The sequence below is a fragment of the Planctobacterium sp. AWH2_060 genome, from assembly GCF_056158425.1.
In genome coordinates this window covers 30148-55484 of the sequence record NZ_JBSWTG010000001.1, presented here as the reverse complement: position 1 = coordinate 55484, position 25337 = coordinate 30148, and the positions used below count along the sequence as shown (strand labels likewise).

The following is a 25337-nucleotide window of genomic DNA, read 5'->3' as shown; positions in this document are numbered from 1 at the left end:
TAACTTTTTGTGGAATTCTACCCTTTAACCGCACTAAAGTGATACTCTGAGATTCATAATAAATAAACATGACCCAGAACTAATCAGCCAATACACCTATGCCACTGGTAGAAATTCTCAGCGAACAACAACGTAAAAAACGTGTCTGGAAACGGGTATTTAATCTGTTGATCGCCGTCTCATTATTACTTGTAGGCTTTTACTTGTATGTTGTTGAGCGCAATTACCAAACTGAAAAGTGGCATGACTGGGTACATATCACCGGCGAACGCTTGCTCAATCAATACACCGAGCTGTTATCGGTGGCCATCAATGACAAGGATAATGAAGCAATCACCACCTTGCTGAACAGCATTGCAAGCCAACCGGGAATTATTGAAGTGGTATTGTTCGCTCCTGATGGGCAAGCGGTATTTAATGAGCAATGGCAACCGGCACAACGTTTGTTATTCGACAACCAGGCGTTATCGCCTCAGATTTATATTGCCGACCTTGTGGTGAACAACAAACCACAGGGCTTTTTGCGAATAACCCTGAGCCGCAAAACACTGATGGAACAATTACTGCCGGTAATTCAGGCCAACTACCGCCCATTTGGCTTTGCTGCCACCTTGCTGCTTATCATCGGATTTATTGTAGGTCGTAAGTTTACGCTGTGGCGTAACAGAAATTAATAGAAATTAATGACACCCACATTAACCTCGTAAGATGACTCTGTTACCGCAGAAATAATCCCTCAAAATTATCGGTGGTTTGCTTGCTTACTGTGTCGATATCCAGCTTAAACAGCGTAGCCAATGCAGAGGCAATTTCCGGTAGGAATTCGGGTGAATTGCGCTGCCCCTGCTTACCGTGTAAAGGCATGGAAGGCGCATCGGTTTCCAGCAACAAATGCTCCAGTCCCACGGCCAGCAAGGCGTTTCGGGTTTTATTAGCCCGTTCATAGGTGATAGTGCCTCCGACACCTAACATAAAGCCGGCTTTAACATAGCTCTCCGCTTCATAGCTGCTGCCGGAAAAAGCGTGAATAACACCGCTGACATCAGGATAGCGTTTCAGCAAACGCAATATGTCATTGTGAGATTTACGGTGATGCACTATGACTGGCAAGTTAAATTGTTGTGCCAGTGTCAGGTGTTGCTCAAACACCCGTAGTTGCAAAGCTGGTTCAACAGCTATGTGAAAGTCCAGTCCGGTTTCACCGATGGCGATGCGTTTAGGGTCAGTTTGGGTATCTTGCAGCAGCTGCTCCAGCGCATCCAAATCTGTACCGCTTTGCTCATTGAGAAACCAGGGATGTAAACCCAGTGCGTAGTAAAAACCCGCTTGTTGCTGTGCAATTGTTTGTAGATGTGAGAAGCGCGAAGCCTGAATGCCAGGCAGCAATAGTCCTGTCAGACCTTTGGCTTGCGCATTACGCCAAACCTGAGGGCGGTCGGCGTTAAATTCAGCAAAATCCAGGTGACAGTGACTATCAATCATTAGATAGCCGCTATGGCATCAGACGCTGCTTTTGCCAGTTGCCATCCACCAGATTAAAGCAGATTCGGTTGTGCAGACGGTCTGCGCCACCCTGCCAAAATTCGATTTCATGTGCTTTCACCCGATAGCCGCCCCAAAACTTAGGTAAGGTTAAATCGCCCTTAGAGAAGCGTTGTTTGGTTTCTTCCAGTTTTTGCAGCAGCATTTGGCGAGAAGATACAGGTCGACTCTGGGCCGATGCCCAGGCTGCCAGTTGGCTGCCTTTAGGACGGCTCAGAAAATATTTGGTGGCTTCGGCAATGCCGACTTTCTCTGCGACACCACAAATTTTCACCTGACGCTCCATATAGTGCCAGGGAAAGTGCAGACTGATCTTATTATTGTGGGATAGTTCCTGGGCTTTGCGGCTTTCGAGATTCGTATAAAAAACAAAGCCATTGGGACTCATGTCTTTGAGCAACACTATACGCTGTGAAGGTTGTCCACTGCTATCGACTGTCGCGACTGTCATGGCCGTTGGGTCGGGAATACCGGCATCAATGGCATTTTGCAGCCACTGCTCAAAGATCTGAAACGGATCCTCACCCAATTCACTGAGATCAGATTGGTTATTGCAATAATCTCGTCGAATATCAGCCAAAGACATGGTGTTACCTCGGTTTGGAGCAGTTAGTTGTCGTCGTAACCTAAACTACGCAGGGCCCGATCATCATCAGACCAATTAGACTTAACTTTAACCCATAATTCCAAAAATACTTTATTATCGAACAGGGATTCCATATCCTGACGGGCTTCCACCCCAATGCGTTTTAGCTGTTGACCGCCCTTGCCAATTACCATTGGTTTTTGCGAATCCCTTTCCACCAAAATCAGACCATTGATCTGAAATACGCCGTTTTCCGCCATTTTAAACTGTTCAATTTCTACGGTGACAGAATATGGCAGTTCATCACCGGTAAAGCGCATCAGCTTTTCGCGAATGATTTCAGCCGCCATAAAGCGTTGCGAGCGATCTGTAATGTAATCTTCCGGAAAATAGTGCTCTGACTCAGGCAGAGTTTTAAATATTTCGCTTCTCAATTCCTCTACCGCAGTACCTTGTTTGGCAGATACCGGAATAATCTTTTCAAACTTGTACTTTTCTACCAGCTGTTTGAAATGCGGTAGCAGTTCATCTTTGTCTTTGATTTTGTCGGTTTTATTAACGATTAACCAGCATGGTACGAAAGAGTGTTTAATTTTTTCCAACACCATTTCATCGTCTTCAGTCCAGCGTGTACCTTCTACAACGAACAGGATCAGGCCCACGTCCGTCAAAGAACTACTGGCAGCGCGATTCATTAATCGGTTAATGGCGCGTTTTTCATCTTTGTGTAAACCGGGAGTATCCACAAAAACTGCCTGTTTATTACCTTCGGTATCAATCCCCATTATCCGGTGACGGGTTGTTTGTGGCTTTCGCGAAGTAATACTGATTTTTTGGCCCAGTATTTTATTTAGCAGTGTGGATTTTCCGACATTGGGGCGACCTACAATCGCCACCATGCCGCAATAAGTTTCATTCAATTTCGAGCTTCCTGATGACTTTTTGAGCTGCGTCTTGCTCGGCTTTACGTCTGCTGGCTCCCTCGCCTTCTACCAGATAATTCAATTCCTCTACCTTACAGCTGACAAAAAAGCGCTGATTGTGGGATTTGCCTTTTATCTGAGTAACTTCGTATTCCGGCAACGGCATATGTTTGGCCTGCAGATATTCCTGCAATCGGGTTTTGTTGTCTTTGGGGTGATAATTAGGATCCAGCTTCTCCAGCTTTTTCTCCAACCATTTCAACACCACTTCTTCAGACTGCTGCATTCCGGACTCCAGGTATATGGCACCGATCAGTGCTTCAACAGCGTCTGACAAAATAGAATCTCGCGAAAAGCCACCGCTTTTTAGCTCGCCAGGACCTAACAGGATCACTTCTCCCAACTCCATTTGGCGGGCAATATTAGCCAGGGTTTCCCCCTTAACCAGCGTAGAGCGCATTCGGGTTAATTTACCTTCTGGCTGCTCAGGGAAGCGGTTGTACAGGTATTTCGCAACGATAAAGCCTAAAATGGAATCACCCAGGTACTCTAACCGCTCATTGTGTTCATTGGCGGCACTTCTGTGCGTCAACGCCTGCACCAACAAACCGCGATCTTTAAACTGATAACCAATTCTTTTTGTCAGTTGATTAAAACGGATATCATCCATTTACTGAATTCCACCTATCCTTTCAAATCTTACGCCAGTAGGCACAAAACCAGGTAACCAACTGCCTTCCTCACGCTCGAACTCAAAACTAATCCAAATCGCCACCGCTTTACCTACCAGGTTCTCTTCAGGCACAAAGCCCCAGAAACGGCTATCACGGCTGTTGTCGCGATTATCACCTAGTACAAAATAATGTCCTTGGGGCACAATCCATTCATTAATGGCTGTTCCCGCCTGGTCGTAATAAGCCATTTCCATTGACGGACGATCCGGGTTTTGCAGGATCTGGTGTGTCTTGCCATCAATGGTTTCACTGAACTTATTTAAACGACTAAAGTGAAACTCAAATTCACTGTTATTCTCAAACTTTAGATCCACAGGTTTCAAAGTACAAACTTCGCCATCGGCGCAAGCTTGCTGGATATAAACGCGTTTGTTGCGATACACCACGCGATCGCCCGGCAGTGCCACTACCCGCTTAATATAATCCACCATGGGATCTTCCGGGTATTTGAACACCACAACGTCACCGCGCTCAGGTGTGCCTACATCATAAAACTGCTTTCTGGCTACCGGATCTTTCAGACCATAAGTAAACTTTTCCACCAGGATGAAATCGCCCACTAACAGCGTTGGCATCATGGAGCCTGAAGGGATTTGAAAGGGTTCATACAAGAACGAGCGCAATACCAAAACAAAAGCAATCACCGGAAATATCTGCTGAGCAGTATCAACCACCGAAGGAATAGGCGCGATTTGCTTTAAGGTTTCATCGTCGATGGCGTTGCTGGTGTTTGCCCGAGCAATAGCCACTTTTTCTTTGCGCTTTGGTGCCCACAATAGGGCATCCGCCAACCAAATCAGTCCACTGGCTACCGTGAGTATCACCAGGAATATGGAAAAGTAATTCGCCATCTAACTATCAACCTTTAATACCGCCAGGAAGGCATCCTGCGGCAGCTCAACATTACCTACCTGCTTCATACGCTTCTTCCCTTCTTTTTGTTTCTGCAACAGCTTCTTCTTACGGCTGACGTCACCGCCGTAACATTTAGCTGTTACGTTTTTACGTAACTGTTTAACCGTACTTCTGGCCACAATGTGGTTGCCGATCGCCGCCTGAATGGCAATGTCGAACATCTGTCTTGGGATCAGCTCTTTCAGCTTGTCCACCAGATCACGTCCGCGATATTGGGCATTTTCTTTGTGAGTGATAATCGCTAAAGCATCAACACGTTCAGCGTTTACCAGAATATCCAGGCGCACCATGTCTGCTTCCTGGAAGCGTTTGAAGTTGTAATCCAGTGAGGCGAAACCTCGGCTGGTTGATTTCAAACGATCAAAGAAGTCCAGCACTACTTCTGCCATGGGCAAATCATAAGTAACCGCAACCTGATTACCGTGGTACACCATGTTGGTTTGCATACCGCGTTTTTCCACACACAAGGTAATCACGTTACCCAGATACTCTTGTGGCACTAAGATGTTGGCCTCTACGATAGGCTCGCGGATGCTTTGAATATCGTTCACTGCAGGCAATTTAGACGGATTATCCACCTGCAATATCTCGCCTTTGGTGGTCTCTACTTCGTAGATTACCGTTGGCGCAGTGGTGATCAGGTCCAGATCGTATTCACGCTCCAGTCGTTCCTGAACGATTTCCATATGCAACATGCCCAGGAAACCAATACGGAAACCAAAGCCCAAAGCGGTGGAGCTTTCTGGTTCATAGTACAAAGACGCATCATTCAGGCTCAGCTTTGCCAACGCATCGCGAAAATCTTCATAATCATCAGAACTGATAGGGAATACACCGGCGTAAACCTGAGGTTTTACCTTTTTAAAACCCGGTAACGCTTTGTCAGCAGGATTCTTTGCCAGGGTAATGGTATCGCCCACTGGCGCACCGTGAATCTCCTTAATACCGGCTACAACAAACCCTACTTCGCCGGTTCTTAACACATCGGTGTCTGTGGCTTTTGGCGTAAAGATACCCACTCTGTCTAACTGGTGCACCTGACCGTTAGACATAATCTTAATTTTATCGCCTTTTTTCAGCTCACCACTGACAACCCGAATCAAAGACACAACGCCCTGATAGTTATCAAACCAGGAATCAATAATCAGTGCTTTTAGTGGGCTATCAACGTCGCCTTCCGGCGGCGGAATTTGGTTAACAATAACTTCCAAAACTTCGTCGATGCCGATGCCGGTTTTTGCTGAGCAGCGAACCGCGTTCATGGCTTCGATGCCGACGATATCTTCAATTTCTTTGGCGACTCGTTCGGGGTCGGCTTGCGGTAAATCGATTTTATTTAAAACCGGTACCACTTCCATATCCATCTCAATGGCAGTGTAACAATTAGCCAGAGTTTGCGCTTCTACGCCCTGTCCGGCATCCACCACCAGCAAGGCACCTTCACAAGCTGCCAATGAACGAGACACTTCATAAGTAAAGTCCACGTGTCCTGGAGTGTCGATGAAGTTCAACTGATAAGTTTCACCGTCCTGAGCCGTGTAATTCAAAGTTACACTTTGCGCTTTAATGGTAATGCCGCGCTCTCTTTCCAGGTCCATTGAGTCCAGTACCTGAGCCGCCATTTCGCGCTCGGTAAGGCCGCCACAATGTTGGATCAGACGGTCGGATAATGTGGATTTGCCGTGGTCGATATGGGCAATGATCGAAAAGTTACGAATATGCTTTAGCTGCATTGAATAAAATACTACCTACAAAAAACGTCGGTTTCCGGGGAATCACGCAATAATTTTGACAATCTCAACCCGGAAAAAGTCAATATGGATTTTTTCAGGCGGCGATTTTACTAATTTCCGCTCAGGAAAGCGAACTTAACCGCAAATAAAGCGTTAAAAATCGTGTCAAAATTGAACAAATCCAAGATTTCAGGGGGTAGCGATGAATTTCACCGGGGTTTCATCCGCTTCGTACACCTGAATTATCTCAGGCTCTGTGAGTTCAAAGCGCCGTGTACTAATCGCCAGACGCAAAAATGCAAACCAGCCGACACAGGTAATAGCGCATAGCAGCACCAATACGATTTCACTCAGGCCGGGCAACACAGCGGTGAGCAGGGTAGCACTCAGCACCAGAATCAATATAGGCATCACATAGATAGCAAACGCCAGTTTTAATACCAGTGACTCAGGCAAACCGATTTTTACCTGTTGTCCGGGTTGCAATGGCAATTGGGTATGGAGTTTTAGGTTTTCCGGCTTTGGCGCTAAATAGCGGGCCAGTAACCCGGTGCCACAATGACTGCTTTGTTCACAATGATCACAGGTATTCTGAATCTTTGTGGATACCTCAGCGATTCCATTTTGATAACTAACAACCCGCGCGATTTCTTCCTGCATAGTGACACCCTGTTACGAGGAACGCACCGGTCCGACAGAAGAGGCAATCATATTGGCGGTTTCAGGTGGAATTTTACCAATTACCGTCACCATGATGTTGCCATTTGTGATAGACAACAGAGTGTCAGAGCCGTGGAACAGCCAACCGCCTTCTTTTACCGTACCATCATCCTTGCTGATATATACAGAGACATCCACCAGCCCATCACTTAGCATCAGATACTCCACCACTTCCCGCGAAGAAACCAGACGACGGCGATCCTTTTGAATGATCTCCATGCCTTTTGGAATAAAGTTCAGTTGCCAAGAAAATTGTAAATCGGGATTTTCCGGTAAATTGGAGACTTCCGGCAAACGTGATTGCTCGATTTTCTCAAAGTACTCGTCAGGCTCTTCGGTCACGTCCAGTGAAGTAACCTGTAATTGCTCCAGTAAATCCCCCTGGGCATTGTTCACGTCCATTTTTAGCAATAAGCCAGTTTCCTGATCCAACCAAATAGTGGTGTTATAACGGCTGCCATCTTCACTGACTATGCGTATTTGCTGCGCAGCGCGGCCCGATACACGGGTGCGTCCCACCACCACAAAACTGTAGGCCTCTGCCAGTTTAATCGGAGATTCAAAAAAAGTCAGAGGCACCGGACCATTGATATGACTACTCTGCAAGCTGAAAGCAACACTGTTCGGCTCGAAGAAACTAACCTTATCGCCGATGCGGAAGATTTCACTGCCGGGCCCATTTAACTGACTCAGGTGTTCCATGGAGACGCCATCGACAATGCCGTGTCGCCAGATATAGGGACGGGTTTCAGCATTGCCCCGAGTCACCACAAATGACAGGGTAAAATTGAGATTGTGTAAGGCATCACGAAACTTTTGCAGCCAGACTTCAGCGCTGTTGGCCGGGTAACTTACCCCGTCTATCACTCTCCCCTGAAAGGCCATGGATGGCAAAGAAATCAGCAGGGACAGCACCAACAAAACTCGAATTAACATTGATTCTCCAGGGAGTAAAAATAAAAAAGGCCGACAATATCGGCCTTATAGTATATTCGGAAGCAGCAAGCGTTGACTACAGAAACCTTATTTCTGTTCCAGCTCCTTGCTGTCTTTCTCTTTATCTGTATCAGTAACTTTTTCGTCTTCTGCCGTTTTCAACATCATGCGTTGTTGGTGATCTGCCAGTAACGCATTCAGCTTACGACGCTGCTCAGCAACATCAGCCTTAGGTACCGCCCTGTCCTGAGACAAGCTTACCGGTGACATACCACTGGGAATACCCGAAATAGCCTTAACCGGGGCGATATTTAGATCTGAATCTTGCGTGGTTTGATTAAATTGTTGATAACCCAAAATAACGGCCACAGCCACGGAGGCCGCTATGGCAAATTGCCCACCCTGACGGAATAAAGGCACAACATTTCCCCAAATCGGTGACTTTCTGTCTTTTTGGGTTTTTAGTGTAGGAGCAACTATTGCTGGCTCTTTTTCGATTGCTTCAGCCACAGCGTCAGCGATATTCAGATTCAGGGAATCTGGCAACTCGCCTCGCAAACCATCTTTAATAAGATGGTAACTCTGCCACCGGGATGCTAATTCTGCATCGCTTGCCAACTCGTCCAGCAACTTGCTGTCAGTTTGCTCGCCATCCACCAGTGCAGATAAATTTTCAATTTTAGACTGCGTCATATTGCCTCTTCGCTTTTATTTTGCTTCCGATATTCCACTGCGCTTTTTTATTCAGTCGCACAATTCCGCCACACATACTCTAATGAGCATCAAGTAGTGGCTGAATTTCCTTATCTATTGCCTCACGAGCCCGGAAAATTCGCGACCGCACTGTTCCAACCGGACACTGCATTACGCTGGCGATTTCCTCGTAGCTCATGCCTTCAATTTCTCTTAAGGTAATTGCCATTTTTAAATCTTCTGGCAATTGTTCTACCGTACTAAATAAAATCCGTTTAATTTCGTCAGAGAGCATTTCCCGCTCAGGGGTTGAATTCTCTCTCAAGGCGTCACTGCCATCGTAAAAGTCTGCTTCCTCTGCGTCAACATCATTTGCAGGCGGTTTACGCCCCTGCGCCACTAAATAATTCTTGGCGCTGTTTACTGCGATGCGATACAGCCACGTATAAAACGCGCTTTCTCCCCGGAATCCAGGGATGGCTCTGTAGGCTTTGATAAAGGCTTCTTGTGCCACATCCGCAACATCGCCGGAATTCTTCACATATCTGGAGACCAGATTGACGACTTTATGCTGGTATTTCTGAACCAACAAATTAAACGCATTCTTGTCTCCACGCTGGACTCTTTCAACCAACTCTTGGTCTGTTAACTGCTCACTCATTAGAGCCCGGTCTCCTAACTACTCTTTCCGTTACTCGCTGTTGGCTCCAACAAGCACTTAAGTAGACTGCGATGAAATAAAAAAGTTCGAAACATTTTAAAAAAATTTGAAAAAACCTGAAAAATCATCCCCATTAAAGGCTGACAGCCATTAAATTGGGTTAAAAAAGGTATTCTACAAGTTTTATAAGCGAGAAACAGTGCTCCTTCCCGGGCTTTAACTGAAAAATTGTTATTTTTGTCTGTTTAACTTGTAAGATGTTAGTATTTCGTGATTTTTCTTAAAAGAGTTGTTTCGGGTATATGAGCGAAACCAGTCAATACAGTTGTGATGTGTTAATCGTGGGCAGTGGTGCTGCGGGTCTGAGTCTGGCATTAAAGCTCAGCGAAGATCTGAACATCATTCTTGTCAGCAAAAGTAAATTATCTGAAGGCTCCACTAAGTATGCCCAGGGTGGCGTTGCCGCCGTATTTGACGAAAATGACAGCATCGAATCTCACATTCAGGACACCATGATTGCCGGTGGTGGTTTGTGTGACGAAAACACCGTGCGCTACACCGCAGAACACGCCAGAGAGTGTATGGAATGGCTGATTAATACCGGTGTCCCGTTCGACCAGGAAGAAGATTCGCAGGGCAATACCCGTTTTCATCTGACCCGGGAAGGCGGCCATTCTCATCGCCGTATTTTGCATGCCGCCGATGCCACAGGCAAAGCCATTCAAAAAACGCTGGGGCAACAAGTTAAAGAGCATCCCAATATTGAGGTGATGGAACGCTTTAACGTCGTAGATCTGATTAAAAGCAAGCAAAACAGTCAACGGGTTTTGGGTGCTTACGTCTGGAACCGCAATGCGGAGAAGGTTGAAGTGATCAAAAGTCGCTTTGTGGTATTGGCCACCGGCGGTGCCAGCAAGGTTTATCAGTACACTTCTAACCCGGATATTGCCAGCGGTGATGGCATTGCCATGGCCTGGCGTGCCGGTTGTCGGGTGGCGAATATGGAATTTAACCAATTCCACCCTACTTGTTTATATCATCCAGAGGCCAAGAACTTTTTGATCACTGAAGCACTGCGCGGCGAAGGCGCCTGGTTATGCCATAAAGACGGCACTCGCTTTATGCACAAATTCGACGAGCGTCTGGAACTGGCACCTCGGGATATTGTAGCCCGTGCCATCGACTTTGAAATGAAACGCCTGGGTGCCGATTGCATGTACCTGGACATCAGTCACAAACCGGCTGACTTTGTTATTAAGCACTTCCCCACTATTTATCAAAAATGCCGTTCTTTGGGCATAGATATCACCAAACAAGCGATTCCGGTGGTTCCCGCTGCTCACTATAGTTGTGGCGGCGTCATGACCGACCTGAATGCCAAAACTGATCTGGATAATGTTTATGCCATTGGTGAAGTGGCCTATACCGGCTTGCACGGTGCTAATCGCATGGCCAGTAATTCTCTGCTGGAGTGTGTGGTATTTGCCTGGGCTGCGGCGCAATCGATCATGGCGCAAAAACAAATCAGTCTGCCTGACGAACCGATTCAGGCCTGGGATGAAAGCCAGGTGTGTGACTCCGACGAAGAGGTAGTGATTCAGCACAACTGGCACGAATTGCGGTTGTTTATGTGGGATTACATGGGAATAGTGCGCACCGACAAACGACTCGAACGGGCACTGCGCCGCATACAGTTGTTACAACAGGAAATTCAGGAATATTATGCCAACTTCCGGGTCAGCAATAATCAGTTAGAGCTGCGCAATCTGGTGACTGTGGCAGAATTAATGGTGCACTGTGCTCTTGCCCGCAAAGAAAGCCGTGGCCTGCACTATAACGTGGATTGGCCGGACGCGTTACCTGAAGCGATGCCAACAGTTTTAACGCCGGGGCTATTGCCGGAATATCTGAATTAAGCATTTTGGTGCCCGGTTTCTGCCGGGCAACGGTGGTTGAAACCGGCAATTTGTCGGATTAATCAACGACGTTGAAGAAATTCCGTCTTACCAGACCAAAATCGTTATTTGGGCATTAAGGCTAATGCCGCTTGAGGTATTTTATCCGGGTGAATTTCAACGCCATACTTTGCCGCTTCTTTAGCAATGATGGCTCCCACCAAATCAGGCCTTTCTGGGTTTTGCTTTCTTATCTCAGCCACAACACTATCAAAAAACGACGCGAATTTACCGGGCGATACCACCAGCAATAATTTTGCAGCTTGCTCTGAATCATTCCAGAATCCATGTAAAGAGCCTCTGGGCAAAACCACCATGACTGATTAATTTTTCAGCAGCAAGATGGGTTCAGGCATTCTTGTAAGTTCGAATTTATTCGAACAATGCAGGTCGAATTTCACGACGGCGTCGGAATAAATAATATAGGGGCTCCTCTGCGTGACTGCCCCCCTGTTAATCAAGAGGTAATCTGTAAATCCCCAAAAGCATGCACACTATCGCCACTGATTAATCTGAATACAGAGCGATTAGTACTAGTTTCTGAACACAATGCGATATTCGCAGGTAAAAACACCGGTTTACGAAAGGCTATATTTGCCACCACCGGGTCACTGTCGTTATCTTTTAGTAATGTACTCAAGGCCCTGGCTTTTAACAACATACCGTGAGCAATGTGACGACGAAAACCAAAAAGTTTAGCTGCCAAAGGAAACAGATGAATAGGGTTATAGTCCCCCGAGGCCGCAGCATACTCACGCCCCGCCGAAGATATCAGATGCCATTCAGTGTTTGTCATGAGCGAGCCAGCAGCGGTGTCGCTTTCTGCTACCTTTTGCTTTGCTGCTTTTCCCTTTTGCGCAGACTGAACCACCAAATTGCTAGCCTTGCCCTGATAAACCAATTCATTGTTTGACTGTGCCTCCAATACAATATCAAACAGTACACCTTTGGGGTGTTGTCGATAATTGTCCAAACGACACTGCAATTGGTACACCTGATTCACGGGTAAAGGTTGATGTAATGTCACACTATTTTCAACATGCACCAATCCCAGAGGCGAAAAAGGAAATTGCTGATCGGACAAGAGATTCAGGTACATAGGCATCGCAGCCACTTGCAGCCAGGTAGGCGCTAAAAAATGCCGCGATTGCCAGCCAACTACCTGATTAAACAGAGCAATTTTAGTTTGCTCTGGTTGCAGTCGAGCAGTCAGAGATTCACTGGCACTGAGAGTGCTAACATCAGTTACCGGATTGCCCTTAAATAAACTGGTGAGCAGCCGAAAGCGATTTAAGGTCGGCGGAATTAACAAAGAATTATTTTGCGACACGCCGTTATTTCCTGATGAGATGATTAACTATGCGACAGAGGTGTCGCCAGTCGGTTTCACTGACGCTGTCTTTGAACAACATGATATGCTGACGGGATGAAGCCATGGAGCTCTCCAAAACCAACCAATGCCACCAGCCATTAAATCGGGAGCGAGATGATATGCGCCAGCTGATGTCAGATTGAGGTTGCAACCAGATGAGCCGTCCATCTTCTTCAAGTTGTAAAATCTGCTCATCGCCTTTATGACTGAGTTTTGGCCAAAAATAAAGGCCCAGACACAAGGTAAATAATCCCTGTATCCACTGTTGATACACAAAAATATCGGGCTTCCAGCTCCAGACAGAAGCCACTAACAACAGTAAAACCGTTACATGCAAATAACGCCGGTAACGGGAGTCACAAACCTGTATCCTAAACTTTGACACGGTTCAGAATAATACTCACCATACGCGCCAGTTCAGGGTCATCACAGCTCTGATGGCCCATAAACCAGGCATATAAATCGGGATCATCACAGGTTAATAAACGTTCAAACAGTTCTTTGTCCTGGTAGCTTAATTCTTCAAAAGCCTCGTCAGCAAAGGGCATAAATAAGACATCAAGTTCCAACATGCCTCGGCGACAGGCCCACTTCAGACGGGAAAATCGTTTCTTTTCAAATTCCATACTATTCAATATCTAATAACCACTGGCGGGATTCTAACAATTAACGTCAGGAAATGCTTGCATGTTAATACATCATCCCAATATATGATCGCCAGAAAGAACAATTTCAGATTAAGGCATTATGGCGACATTGATTCCACTCAGCACATTCGGCGTTTTAAAATTTGAAGGGCCAGAGGCAAAAACCTATCTTCAGGGTCAGATCACCAGTGATATCAGTAAACTCACCGAGGACAGTGTTCAGTTTAGTTGTCAGTGTGATTCCAAAGGAAAAGTGATCAGCAGCTTTTATCTGTTAGCTCAAGATGACGCCTATTTATTGATTGGATTTACACAAAGCCTGCAGGCCAGTCTGGCAGCATTCAAAAAGTTTGCGGTTTTCGCCAAACTGGACATCACAGATATTAGCGACGAGATTCAGCTCTACGGCCTCGATGCAGAAGGAGCTAAGCAACTGAGCAGCGTTGGTATTGCCGAGCAAATTCCAGCAGAAAAAATGCAGCTTACCCGCAGCAAGGACAACCTTGTTTTTAAACTGCCCGATAACAGTGAAAGGTTTATCTGTCTGACGTCTAAATCACTGCCAGAAGAAAGCCACCAAGGCACGGAACAAGACTGGCTAGTGGCCGATATTCAGGCGGGCATTCCTCATTTGTTGGGTAATGTCAGCGCTGAATACATTCCGCAAATGCTGAATTTGCAGGCACTGGACGCTATCAGTTTTACCAAGGGCTGTTACATGGGCCAGGAAACTGTCGCCAGAGCGAAGTACCTTGGCAAGAATAAACGCGCCGGTTATATATTGCAGGGCCAATTAACGGATAAGGTGCCGCAAGACGACACAATTGAGATGCAATTGGGAGAAAATTGGCGACGAGCCGGCACAATTGCTAATATAGTCAGCAGCGAGCAAGGCGGCACTACCTGGGTATTTGCCGTATTGCCAAATGATATTGAACATGACGCCGTGTTGAGATTTAAGTCTATGCCAGATTCCAGACTCAGCATCCACTCACTCCCCTATTCAGTCGAATAGGATTTATCCTTATAGGATCACAATGAATATTGAAAACAATCATGTAGTTACCATGCATTATCTAGTTTCCACCAGTGACGGCACTGAGCTGGACAGTTCTTTTGATGGCGAGCCATTAGTCTTTATCCACGGTATGGGCTTTTTAATTCCGGGTCTGGAAGATGCTTTAATTGGCAAAACCGCCGGTGAAAAATTCGATGTCGCAGTTGTGGCTGCAGACGCTTATGGCGAGAGACACGACGCACTGGTTCAGGTAGTGCCAAAAACGATGTTCGAAGGTATGGAAGTAGCTCCAGGCCTGCAATTCAGAGCCACCACAGACCAGGGTGAGCAATCGGTAATGGTCATTGATGTTACTGACGAAGGCGTTATTATCGATGGCAACCATCCATTAGCAGGTCAGGACCTGTCTTTCTCAGTTGAAATAGTATCAGTCAGAGAAGCCACTGCCGAAGAACTGGAGCATGGCCATGTTCACGGAGAAGGTGGCTGCGGACACCAGCACTAATCCACACAGTGCAATAATGAGTATAAAAGCCGCATCATTTAATGCGGTTTTTTCATATTAGCCCCGGCTAAATCCAGGTTAATATGAGATTGCCTTTATCAACATAAAAACAAACCGGAACAACAAAATGCGAAAAATAATGAAAAACCGGATCCTGCGATCACTGCCCTTATTACTGGGCATTGGTTTAGCGCCTTTAACGACAGTCGCACAGGAACAAGTCGCCGCTACAGCAGCGGAAGAGAGCAAGGAATGGGACGTATTAAATCCCCCCTTTGAATTACAACAAACCAATGTCAAAACAGACGAAGTCACCTGGTCCAGTCTGGATGTGACTCCGGATGGCAAACGCTTTGTATTCGATATGTTGGGCGATATCTATATATCAGATATTCAGGGCGGTAATGCCACCAGCCTGACTCAGGATTTTGCCTGGAATATTCAACCCAGCGTTTCTCCTGACGGTAAAAAAGTGGCATTTATTTCCGATCGCGGCGGAATTTCCAATCTGTGGACCATGAATATTGATGGTACAGATCTTAAAAAGCTTAGCAACGAAGACGCCAATATCCTGCACTCCCCTAAGTGGAGTCCGGATGGCCAGTATATCGCTGTGATGAAAGGCATCATGTCTTCCCGTAGTATTCCAGCCGGAGAAATCTGGTTGTATCACTACTCGGGTGGCAAAGGTCTGCCTGTTGTTAAGCGTGCCAATGGCAACAAAGAACAGAACAACATTTCCGATCCGGCCTTTTCACCGGATGGCAAATACCTGTATTTCACGCAAAACACCGTGGGTGGTCACGGCTTCTCATATAACCGCGACCCGCTTAAAGGTATTTTTGCTATCAAGCGCTACGACCTGGAAAAAGGGGAAACTGAAACCTATATTTCCGGCACCGGTGGCGCCGTCGTACCAACGCCCTCTCCGGATGGCAAATATGTGGCCTTTATTCGCCGCGTTAAAAACAAAACCGGCCTATTCCTGAAAAACAACAAAGATGGCTCCGAAACCCCATTGTTTTTGAATCTGGAGCGCGATATGCAGGAAGGGTTTGGTTCTGAGGGCTATTTTGCCTATTACGACTGGATGCCTGACAGCAAATCGCTGGTATTCTGGACCGGTGGAAAATTCCATAAAATCAACATTAAAGATCAAGCATTAGAAACCATTCCGGTAAGCGTTGATGCCACATTGCAATACGCTGACGGCATTCGCTTTGATGTGGATGTGGCGCCAGAGCAATTTGAAACCAAGATGCACCGCTGGTCGCAAAAGTCACCGGATGGCAAAAGCATTTTGTTTCAGGCACTGGGCAAACTCTATGTTAAAGACATCGCCTCAGGTAAAACCAAGCGCCTGACGGACCAGGACAGTCACGATGAGTTCTATCCTCGCTACTCTCATGACGGCAAAACCATCGTTTACACCACCTGGAATGACCTTGAATTAGGGTCGGTGCGCACTGTACCTGCCACTGGCGGGCGCAGTAAAGTCATTACTCAATACCCAGGTCACTATGTTGAACCCAGCTTCAGTACTGACGATAAGTTAGTGACCTATCGCAAGTTCACCGGTGGCTATCTGTTATCACCACAATGGTCGGTGGAACCGGGCATCTATGTGCATGATATTGCTGCCAACAGCAGCAAACGTGTCAGCAAGTCCGGTAGCAACCCGCACTTTGCAGGCGATAATAGCAGAGTGTATTTCACCGAGTCTGTCGCTGGCACCGATTATCCGGAACGTCAGTTGGTGAGTGTCAACCTTGATGGCGAAGATAAAAAAGAACACCTGTACGGTGCAGATAACATCCTGGAATACCGTCTGTCACCGGATAAAAAATGGGTGGCCTTTACTCAGCAATATAAGCCTTATGTGGCAGCATTCGCTGATATTGGAATGCGCCTGAGTATTAACGCGGGTACCAAAGATATTCCGGTGAAACAAATTTCTAAGGAAGCCGGTGAGTATTTATCCTGGTCATCAAAAAGTGATGCTGTGGGCTGGTTTCACGGTCCCTGGTACTACGAGCGCAGCCTGGACAGCTCTTTTGACTTCCTGACAGATGCAGAGTTAAGCGGCGAAGAACAAGCCAGCAAAACCAATTTATCCATGTCGCAAAGCAGCTACAAACCCAATGGTCATGTAGCACTGGTTGGTGGCACCGTTGTCACCATGCGCAATGCCGACAATCAAAAAGAGGTTTTAGAAAACGCCACGGTCCTTATCAAAGATAACCGCATTGTGGCGGTGGGCGCAGAAGCCGATGTCATTATTCCTAAAAACGCTTTGCAACTGAACGCAAAGGGAAAAACCATTATTCCTGGTCTGATTGATGCCCACGCCCATGGCAGTCAGGGCAGTGAAGAAATCATTCCACAGCAAAACTGGGAAATGTACTCGCTGTTGGCCTTTGGTGTAACCACTATTCACGATCCATCCAACGACACGACTGAAATTTTCGCGGCTTCCGAATTGCAAAAAGCCGGTAAAATCGTCGCCCCCAGAATCTACTCTACTGGCACTATCTTGTATGGCGCAGAAGCGCTGGGATACAAAGCCATAGTCAACAACTACGAAGATGCCCTGTTCCATCTTCAGCGTTTAAAAGACGTAGGTGCAATTTCAGTAAAGAGTTACAACCAGCCAGCCCGCTCTCAGCGTCAGCAGATACTGGCGGCAGCACAGGAGCTGGGCATGATGGTGGTGCCTGAAGGCGGCGGTAAATTGCAGCAAAACCTCAGCATGATGATAGATGGTCATACCGGACTTGAGCACTCGTTACCTATTGCCCGTGGATACTCTGACCTGACCCAGCTTTGGTCTGCCACTAAATTTGGTTATACCCCCACCTTTGTGGTGTCGTATGGCGGCATGATGGGGGAAGAGTACTTCTACGATCGCACTGAAGTCTGGAAAAACCCGCGCCTGTTGCGTTACACCCCCAGCTATTTGCTGGATGAGCGCTCAATCCGTCGTCCAACAGCACCGGATAATCAATATAACCATGTAGCTGTCGCCGAATATGCCAAAGAGCTACGCGATAACGGTGTGGGTGTGCATATCGGTGCCCACGGTCAGCGCGAAGGTCTGGCAGCTCACTGGGAAATGTGGATCATGAACCAAGGTGGATTCAGTGCCTGGGAAGCCTTGCGCGGTGCGACAATTGACGGTGCAAAGCACCTGGGTATGGATAAGGATATCGGCAGTATCGAAACCGGAAAACTGGCGGATCTAGTGGTCATTGAAGGTGATGTACTGAGTGATATCCGCCTGAGTGAAATGGTGCAATACACCATCATTAATGGTCGGGTTTTTGATGCGGCCACCATGAGTGAGTTTGGCAAAAAAGGTAAACGCAATAAATTCTTCTTTGAAGATGATAATGAAGCCTTTATGCCGGAAGCCACCAGAGCCGCCATCGAAGCCAAATCAGAACGTCATCATTGGGTGCATTAAGCCCAATTTAAGAAAGCTTACTAAACAAAAATCCAGTTCCCAGAGCTGGATTTTTTTATACTCGCATCGAAGTTGGCAACACCTTTATGCCAATCTTCAGGTTTTATTCTGCATTTATCCAGGAGGGCTGTGAGCCGTTTTTAACAACTTGGTATAAACCGGAACCATCGACATTGATAATATGGATATCATATAAACCTTCAACATTATCAGAGACAAAAGCTATTTTCGCGCCGTCAGGAGACCATACAGGATCCCAATCAGACAATTCATTATTGGTCAAACGCCTTTCATTTTCCCCATCAATATCCATTACATAAATTTCTCTATTGCCATCTCTGTCTGACATAAAAGCAACGTGTTTTCCATCAGGGGAAACCTCCGGATGCCAATCTTCAGCATCATTGTTTGTCAGTGTTATGATATTGCTTCCATCTCGATTTGCTATGCTTATTTCACTGGCTCCGGTTTTAGAGTGAAAAACTATTCTCCCATCAGGCATGAAAGACGCTCCTCCCCCGCTCAGCCCCTTAATTTGTTTTTGCTCACTTCCATCGGCATTCATAATCCAAATCTCTTCGTGTGTACTACCACCCTGGCTTTTTTTGTTTCTCGAGAACAGAATATGTCGGCCGTCTGGCGACCACGAAGGGGCAGCATCCCATACGTTTTTATCTGTAGTTAGCCTAACAACATTATTGCCGTCAATATTGGCCGTATGAATAGACCAGGTTTTGTAGCCATCATATTTTCCATAGAAAGCGAACTTGCTTCCATCAGGCGAAACAACCGGGTAACCATCTGACAATGTGTAACTGGCTAATTTGGTTCTCTTTTTTCCAGCAATATCAGTAGAAAAAATCTCACGACTTTTTCCTTCAAAAGACGAGTAAATAAGGGCGTAAGAATCAGCCTCTGATGCTTGAGCCTGGGAGACAAATAAAAACGACAAAGCCACTAACCTCAAAAAACTGTGGTCACGGTGGTCAAATTTGAAAATTTTGTTCATTTTAGTCCTTACGAAACCAGCATTAGTTTTGACAGCTAAGAAATCAAAACTATTACTGTTAAATTAAGCGAAGAGTTTAAATTGTTCGAACCCAAAAAGTCTCTGCTACCTGACGTGAAAAACACGCTACTGGTCTGAATAAAAAGGAAAGCGATGCCGTTGTCTTTTAGGACATTTCATAATTTTCTGTTTTGTAGAATCCAATGCAATCCAATCTATATTGTGCTCCTGCTCTTTAAGGTGAGCGAAGTTTATAAGATAGGTGTCATTGTTTGAGTTTCGAAAGCGTTATAGCTCAATACTCTGGTCTGAGATTCTCAATAACTTGTGCGTCCACCCACATGATTTCCAAATCAGGCATCTTACAGCGGCGACAAAAAAACAAATATTTACCATCAGGGGTGACATTTGCCCCTCCGTCTTCACCTTCGGTGTTAATTTCCGGCCCCAGGTTAATGGCCTCTCCCCAGGAACCATCAGGTTTACGAAAGCTGACATACATGTCACTGGAACCAAAACCACCTTCCCGTTCACTGTCCCACATCAGGTAAGATTCATCCGGGGCAATAAAAGGATGAGCAGTCCATTTTCCAGAGTTAATCTGTTTGCCAAATGGTTTAGGCTCTTCGCGCTTACCATCCACCAGGCGAGAATAGCGAATCTGGCCATCACCGCTTCGGCTCATCTCATCGAACACATAAGTGTCATTGCTTGAGGCAGTCAAACGCATAATACGGAACGCTTCAAAGGCAGGGCCCAGGCTTTGCAATTCTGACCAGCCATCTGCTGTGCGTTGCAGATAGCGGAATCCTGAAAACATGGTGTTCCCATCAGGTGAAATCGACTTACCCATATGGAAATCCACTTCAGAAAGGGTCCACTTATTGTTTTTGGCAGTAAACACAAAGCGCTTGTTTTCGCCAGTTTCCAGCATACGTCTGCCAAAGTAGTACTGCGTCATATCTGGAGTAAAGCTTCCTCCCCAATCACGATATTCATCAGAGGGAACAGCAGGAGCGAACCGTTTTGGCGTTAAACCCGGTGGTGTTTGCCCTACATAGGGGCCTCCTAAAACAGAAGTTGAATCCTCGCAATAACTCTCATGACTAAATGTCATACCTGCAAGAAGAAGTAAAATTGATGTCCCAAGTGTTTTCATTATGCATCCATTTTTATTTTAATTTGACCATCAGTACACTACAGGCCACGGCGAGAGCATGAGCGTTCATTTATTAACCATCTCGTTGCAGCCCGCTAAAAATACGGTTTCCAGATACCTTTCTTCCATCAGGGCCATGCGTGTTTTTCGACGAACACTGGCTTTTCTGCTTTTATCTGCCTTAATCATGTTTTTGGCTATGTGTCTCAGACGAGCCAGGTTTTCTGCACCATTACCTCTGAATATCTGGCAATCGTCCTCTTTCATGGCCGTATCTAAAACCCAATGCAGGCTGGATTCTATTCCCCAGTGACCTCGCACTGCTTTGGCAAACTGCTCTGTAGTCAATGCTGCTGAGCTAATGTAGTAACGATATTCCAATGATGGTTTTTCGTCATTATGCTGATACCTGACAGCCATACCCATGCTTTTTAATCCTGTCCATTGAGAAAAATCCTCCGATAATTCAGAAGCATCAAGAACATGATATTCTCTGGCTTCAATACGCCCATGACCCTTTTCTATCTTAAGTGATTCAGAACCAACTCCGCGAAACGCCAGCTTTAATGCATCGTAAAGCTTTTTTTGATTGCCCTTAACCGCCAAAAGATATTCAGCGCCCTTGTTAACGATGGTCTTCGCTATGGCTTTTTGACAACCCATTGCATCAATCGTAATAAGACAACCTTTAATATCCAGCAGGTTAAGTAATTCGGGGATAGCGGTGATCTCATTGGATTTGGTGTCCGTCTTTATTTGCCCCATCACAACGCCATTTGCTGTCGCAAACGCACTCACCATATGGATCGCGGACTGGCGGTTCTCTCTGTTATAAGAGCTACGCAGTGTTTTTCCGTCTATGGCAACGACTTCACCATCGGTCAGGGTATTAACCTTTTGCATCCAGCCAATAAAGCTACGTTGTAACTGTTCCGGCTCAATACTGGAAATGATACGTGCAATGGTGTCATGAACAGGCAACCCTTCCCTGAATAAACCCAACCCCTGCAACCAGTTTAGTCTGGCATGACCAAAATCCTCAATGTCTTCCCAGCCTTCGCATCCGGTAATAACACCGCAAATGGATAAGAACAAAACATCGTACAAAGGATAGGTCACTTTAGCAGACTGGCGGGGATCGGTGACATCGGAAAAATGGTCAGCGAAAACATCAATATTCATCAAACTGGCTCCCAAAAGGGAGTATAAGATCACAATGATATGAACAGGTCCAGGAACATAAACGAAAACAGACTCAACTGCTCAATTTATGTTCGCGATCTCACCGTGCACTACAGGCAGATCGATAGAGTTAAATGAAAATCAGTTGGTTATACGATAAATTGAGGTGAGTTACAGGCTTTGTGCGCGCTAGTGTGTATTTGGAGTGGGCATATTCAGCTCTTCGCGTGATGGATAAAAAACTAGTAAACGAATACCGAGTTTGTGATGTGGATTTATTCAAAAATACGTATAAAACGAAAATTTCTTTCTCGATCTAAACAGAGATGGAATTTAGATAGTGCCTCGATATTGCTACTTCGAAGGAAAACTCCCCTTCCCCCGATAGCCTTAGACGGAAACAACAGAAGCCTCAAGCGCAGAGCCTGCCGATTCAGCCTATCTCGTGAAAAGGGCCAGATTTGTCCAGACTTTGTACTTAGCTTCGAGTGCCTTAGTACCAAACTTAAGATGACTCTGATTGTCAGAACTTTTGCCGCCCCCTAAAATCCATGTTTCTTTTAACTAAATTATTGTTATTTCCGCTAACTAATACTCAATTTAGTTAATCCATGCATCCAGCATTTTTTATAAAAGTATGAAATATATGGATTTTTTATGGTGGCACATCATATGCTTGTTATTCGCATTTGGGTTTAACGACTGTTTGTAATTTGGGTTTTTGGGAGAAGATCATGCCGGTAATACTAGAAGATAGACCAAGAGAACAGGTCAAAGAGGAAGTAATTGATGTTCTGATTTACAACTACAGTAGAGGAGTTTTTTCGAATGAAGCATTTGAGCGCAGACTCGACGCTGTCATTGATGCCAGCAGCAACACCGAGATGATGAAGGAAATTGAAGACTTAGACGCCGCTCCGGATAACCTGATTAAGCAACAAAGAGAAGAACGTTTTAATGTTAACTATTGCCATGAAGCAACTGAAGATGAAGATTGGATTATCAATGTCATGGGCGGAAGTGATCGAAGTGGGCAATGGGCCGTTCCTAAAAAACTTAATATTGTGAGTATCATGGGGGGCTCGACGATTGATTTTACTGACGCCCAATTCAGCACCCCCAAAGTTACCATCAACTCCATCGCCATAATGGGCGGCGACACCATTTATGTGCCAGAAAACGTCAATGTAGTTTGCAAAATTTTCTGCTTAATGGGGGGAATTGATAATAAGGCGCCTTCCGTTGCAAACAGAAACGCTCCAACCATTACCATAACTGGCTTCGCTCTTTTTGGCGGCTCTACTATTGAAGTTAGAAAAACAATCAAAGAGAAGTTTATTGCCTTTGCCAATCAAATGAAAACAGCGTTTGGCAAGGAACATCGCTGGTAAGATTTTTTGTGGCCTTAATCACAAATGCAACATTAGGTTCACATTCGCAAAAACATTGTTGTTGCCAATCTTCTGGTTGTCTCTGCCCTTTTAGCATATTTCGCAAAAAGGGCCAGATTTGTCCGGACTTCGAACTCAGCATCGAGTGCTTTTGAGCCAAATTAAAGGTGGGTGTCACCTTTAGAAATTCAGATACCTTTAGAAACTCTAAGAGAAAACTACATCAGATCACTTTTGTTTAAGTCCCGCGAATTATGAAAAGTCGCCAGACCCATGTAGGTTGGGCTTCAGTCAGACGGCAGTTGTTGAATCTGTCTACGGCGTCGAAAAAACGACCAACGGGGTTGGATTTGGTATTGCTGTTGGAATAAATTCCAACCTACAATCAACTTTCCAATACTAAAAAACCCGGTTAAAAGAACCGGGTTTTTACAAGCAAATTCGATGATGTTTACATCTTATCCAGGGTTTCTATACCCAGCAAATCCAGGCCGGTTGCAATGGTCTTTGCGGTAGCGGCTGCTAACATCAAACGACTCATCTTCACCTCTTCTGCCACATCAGATTTAAGCATAGGACACGCTTCATAGAAGGACATAAACAAGCTAGCCAACTCATACAAATAGGTACACAGAACATGAGGAGTGGCTTCTGATACAACCTGGTCCAGTGCTTCAACGAACTGACCCAGCTTTAATGCCAATGCCAGCTCTTGCTCTGCCTGCAGATTTACCGGGGCAGAAATCGTTTGCAGCTCGATACCGGCTTTTCTGAATATACTGACAATACGGGTGTAGGCATATTGCAGGTATGGTGCAGTATTCCCTTCAAAACTGAGCATGGTGTCCCAGTTAAAAATGTAGTCGGTGGTACGGTTTTTACTCAGATCAGCATACTTAACCGCGCCGATACCGATTTTGGCAGCAATGTCTTTACACTCATCTGCAGTCAGATCAGAATCGCGTTCAGCCACCAGCTTTTCGGCACGCTCAATGGCTTCATCCAGCAAGTCAGCTAATTTAATAGTGCCACCGGTACGGGTTTTGAACGGCTTACCGTCCTGGCCCAGCATCATGCCAAATGGGCAGTGCTCATAAGTGGTTTCCGGACGGCTAAAGCCCGCTTTGCGTCCCACGATTTCGGTTTGCTTAAAGTGTAGTGCCTGTCTGGCATCAGTGAAAATCAGGTTGCGATCTGCGCCTAAATCAAATGAGCGATAACGCATAGCAGCCAGATCCGTAGTGGAATATAAATAACCACCACCGGATTTTTGTACGATATAAACCGCAGGGTTGCCTTCCTTATCGGCCAGCTCTTCAATAAACACCACAACAGCGCCCTGGTCGTCAACCGCCAGCCCCTGCGCTTTCAGTTTACTAACCACATCAGCCAGTTGATCGTTGTAGGCACTCTCGCCCATAACATCGTCGCGACTTAGCGTAACACCCAGTTTGTGATACACCTCTTCACTGTGCGCGATAGAGATATCGATGAACTGTTGCCACAACGCCATACATTGGTCATCGCCACTTTGCAGCTTTACAACCTGAGAGCGAGCGCGATCTGCAAAACCCTCTTCTTCATCAAAACGCACTTTGGCTTCGCGATAAAAATCTTCCAAATCTGACAGTGCGGTTTCAGCCATTTGGTTGTCTTGCAACTTATCACTGAAGTGCGCCAGCAACATACCAAATTGCGTTCCCCAGTCACCCATGTGGTTTTGACGGATCACTGTGTGGCCTAAAAACTCCAAAGCGCGCACCACGGCATCACCGATAATCGTTGAACGCAGGTGACCTACGTGCATTTCTTTCGCCAGGTTAGGAGAAGAATAATCCACTACCACTTTCTGGGACTCAGGTAATGCAACACCGAGTTTTGCTTCGTTGTTGATGCTGGAGACGCGGCTGGCAATAAAATCCGGGCTTAAATGAATGTTAATAAAACCAGGACCGGCTATTTCCAGCTTTTGAGCAATGCCAGCAAGGTCTACTGCATCCACGATAGACTGAGCGATATCACGAGGCTTTTGTTTCAGGCTTTTGGCCAGCGCCATAGCGCCATTAAACTGATAGTGACCAAATCCGGCGCGGGTACTTTGAGTTAACGGCGCAGGTGCGTCTTCTGGCGCGCCAATGGCAGCAAGCGCAGCTTTAAAACGGGCTAAAAGTTGTTGTTGAATATTCATTTGTT

At 46.0% G+C, this 25337-nt stretch carries 24 protein-coding genes; 6 read left to right on the top strand and 18 right to left on the bottom strand.

The annotated features are described in order from the left end of the window. Nucleotides 1-98: 98 nt before the first annotated feature. Nucleotides 99-674 carry an AhpA/YtjB family protein gene (locus ACXAD8_RS00255; protein ID WP_475223854.1) on the top strand — a complete coding sequence of 192 codons (576 nt, stop codon included), beginning with the start codon at nt 99-101 and terminating at the stop codon, nt 672-674. A 43-nt stretch (nt 675-717) separates the two neighbouring features. On the opposite strand, the gene ACXAD8_RS00250 is transcribed toward ACXAD8_RS00255, so the two are convergent. The 10 genes from ACXAD8_RS00250 to rpoE all read right to left on the bottom strand — a co-directional run bounded on the left by ACXAD8_RS00250 (nt 718) and on the right by rpoE (nt 9443). Continuing rightward, complete coding sequence (locus ACXAD8_RS00250; RefSeq protein ID WP_475223853.1) at nt 718-1482, bottom strand: TatD family hydrolase; 765 nt, start codon at nt 1480-1482, stop codon at nt 718-720. Between the two features lie 10 nt (nt 1483-1492). Continuing rightward, nucleotides 1493-2128: a pyridoxamine 5'-phosphate oxidase gene (gene pdxH / locus ACXAD8_RS00245; protein ID WP_475223852.1), complete on the bottom strand. Its 636-nt coding sequence runs from the start codon at nt 2126-2128 to the stop codon at nt 1493-1495. 23 nt (nt 2129-2151) lie between these two features. Further along, the gene (era, locus tag ACXAD8_RS00240; RefSeq protein WP_475232833.1) at nt 2152-3027 is read right to left on the bottom strand and encodes a GTPase Era; all 876 of its coding nucleotides are present in this window, start codon (nt 3025-3027) and stop codon (nt 2152-2154) included. 13 nt (nt 3028-3040) lie between these two features. Then, nucleotides 3041-3721 carry a ribonuclease III gene (gene rnc, locus ACXAD8_RS00235; protein WP_475223850.1) on the bottom strand — a complete coding sequence of 227 codons (681 nt, stop codon included), beginning with the start codon at nt 3719-3721 and terminating at the stop codon, nt 3041-3043. Beyond that, nucleotides 3722-4636 carry a signal peptidase I gene (gene lepB / locus ACXAD8_RS00230; RefSeq protein WP_475223849.1) on the bottom strand — a complete coding sequence of 305 codons (915 nt, stop codon included), beginning with the start codon at nt 4634-4636 and terminating at the stop codon, nt 3722-3724. It abuts the gene before it with no gap. Then, nucleotides 4637-6433, bottom strand: coding sequence for a translation elongation factor 4 (gene lepA / locus ACXAD8_RS00225; protein ID WP_475223847.1), 1797 nt, complete (start codon nt 6431-6433; stop codon nt 4637-4639). 189 nt (nt 6434-6622) lie between these two features. Next, complete coding sequence (locus tag ACXAD8_RS00220; protein WP_475223845.1) at nt 6623-7093, bottom strand: SoxR reducing system RseC family protein; 471 nt, start codon at nt 7091-7093, stop codon at nt 6623-6625. 12 nt (nt 7094-7105) lie between these two features. Beyond that, nucleotides 7106-8089 carry a MucB/RseB C-terminal domain-containing protein gene (locus ACXAD8_RS00215; RefSeq protein WP_475223843.1) on the bottom strand — a complete coding sequence of 328 codons (984 nt, stop codon included), beginning with the start codon at nt 8087-8089 and terminating at the stop codon, nt 7106-7108. 87 nt (nt 8090-8176) lie between these two features. Then, entirely contained in the window at nt 8177-8782 is a 606-nt protein-coding gene (locus ACXAD8_RS00210) for a sigma-E factor negative regulatory protein (protein WP_475223841.1), read from the bottom strand. A 79-nt stretch (nt 8783-8861) separates the two neighbouring features. Beyond that, nucleotides 8862-9443 carry an RNA polymerase sigma factor RpoE gene (gene rpoE / locus ACXAD8_RS00205; RefSeq protein WP_475223839.1) on the bottom strand — a complete coding sequence of 194 codons (582 nt, stop codon included), beginning with the start codon at nt 9441-9443 and terminating at the stop codon, nt 8862-8864. Between the two features lie 302 nt (nt 9444-9745). On the opposite strand from rpoE, the gene nadB reads away from it, so the two are divergent. Beyond that, nucleotides 9746-11359, top strand: a complete 1614-nt coding sequence (gene nadB / locus ACXAD8_RS00200) for an L-aspartate oxidase (protein WP_475223838.1) — start codon at nt 9746-9748, stop codon at nt 11357-11359. Between the two features lie 104 nt (nt 11360-11463). On the opposite strand, the gene ACXAD8_RS00195 is transcribed toward nadB, so the two are convergent. From ACXAD8_RS00195 to ACXAD8_RS00180, 4 genes are all read right to left on the bottom strand, one after another. Then, the gene (locus tag ACXAD8_RS00195; protein ID WP_475223836.1) at nt 11464-11715 is read right to left on the bottom strand and encodes a hypothetical protein; all 252 of its coding nucleotides are present in this window, start codon (nt 11713-11715) and stop codon (nt 11464-11466) included. A gap of 140 nt (nt 11716-11855) precedes the next feature. Next, nucleotides 11856-12728 carry a MaoC family dehydratase gene (locus ACXAD8_RS00190; RefSeq protein WP_475223834.1) on the bottom strand — a complete coding sequence of 291 codons (873 nt, stop codon included), beginning with the start codon at nt 12726-12728 and terminating at the stop codon, nt 11856-11858. A 4-nt stretch (nt 12729-12732) separates the two neighbouring features. Then, nucleotides 12733-13155 carry a protein YgfX gene (locus ACXAD8_RS00185; protein WP_475223832.1) on the bottom strand — a complete coding sequence of 141 codons (423 nt, stop codon included), beginning with the start codon at nt 13153-13155 and terminating at the stop codon, nt 12733-12735. Next, a complete protein-coding gene (locus tag ACXAD8_RS00180) occupies nt 13142-13396 on the bottom strand; it encodes an FAD assembly factor SdhE (RefSeq protein ID WP_475223830.1) in 255 nt (84 codons plus the stop codon). The genes ACXAD8_RS00185 and ACXAD8_RS00180 overlap by 14 nt, the downstream gene beginning before the upstream one ends. Before the next feature lie 121 nt (nt 13397-13517). Here ACXAD8_RS00180 and ygfZ point away from each other — a divergent pair, with 121 nt between their 5' ends. The 3 genes from ygfZ to ACXAD8_RS00165 all read left to right on the top strand — a co-directional run bounded on the left by ygfZ (nt 13518) and on the right by ACXAD8_RS00165 (nt 18403). Continuing rightward, complete coding sequence (ygfZ, locus tag ACXAD8_RS00175) at nt 13518-14432, top strand: tRNA-modifying protein YgfZ (protein WP_475223828.1); 915 nt, start codon at nt 13518-13520, stop codon at nt 14430-14432. 22 nt (nt 14433-14454) lie between these two features. Then, nucleotides 14455-14940, top strand: coding sequence for an FKBP-type peptidyl-prolyl cis-trans isomerase (locus ACXAD8_RS00170; protein WP_475223826.1), 486 nt, complete (start codon nt 14455-14457; stop codon nt 14938-14940). A 127-nt stretch (nt 14941-15067) separates the two neighbouring features. After that, nucleotides 15068-18403 (top strand): amidohydrolase family protein, encoded by a 3336-nt coding sequence (locus ACXAD8_RS00165; RefSeq protein ID WP_475223824.1) that lies wholly within the window; start codon nt 15068-15070, stop codon nt 18401-18403. Between the two features lie 103 nt (nt 18404-18506). On the opposite strand, the gene ACXAD8_RS00160 is transcribed toward ACXAD8_RS00165, so the two are convergent. From ACXAD8_RS00160 to ACXAD8_RS00150, 3 genes are all read right to left on the bottom strand, one after another. Beyond that, nucleotides 18507-19412 (bottom strand): TolB family protein, encoded by a 906-nt coding sequence (locus ACXAD8_RS00160; protein WP_475223822.1) that lies wholly within the window; start codon nt 19410-19412, stop codon nt 18507-18509. 295 nt (nt 19413-19707) lie between these two features. Beyond that, nucleotides 19708-20571: a TolB-like translocation protein gene (locus tag ACXAD8_RS00155; RefSeq protein WP_475223820.1), complete on the bottom strand. Its 864-nt coding sequence runs from the start codon at nt 20569-20571 to the stop codon at nt 19708-19710. Nucleotides 20572-20637: 66 nt separating this feature from the next. Continuing rightward, the gene (locus ACXAD8_RS00150) at nt 20638-21753 is read right to left on the bottom strand and encodes an ISAs1 family transposase (RefSeq protein WP_475223818.1); all 1116 of its coding nucleotides are present in this window, start codon (nt 21751-21753) and stop codon (nt 20638-20640) included. A gap of 734 nt (nt 21754-22487) precedes the next feature. Here ACXAD8_RS00150 and ACXAD8_RS00145 point away from each other — a divergent pair. Continuing rightward, nucleotides 22488-23144, top strand: a complete 657-nt coding sequence (locus ACXAD8_RS00145; protein WP_475223817.1) for a LiaF domain-containing protein — start codon at nt 22488-22490, stop codon at nt 23142-23144. A gap of 451 nt (nt 23145-23595) precedes the next feature. Here the strand turns inward: ACXAD8_RS00145 and argS are convergent, their stop codons facing one another. Further along, nucleotides 23596-25332 (bottom strand): arginine--tRNA ligase, encoded by a 1737-nt coding sequence (gene argS, locus ACXAD8_RS00140; protein ID WP_475223815.1) that lies wholly within the window; start codon nt 25330-25332, stop codon nt 23596-23598. Between the last annotated feature and the right edge of the window lie 5 nt (nt 25333-25337).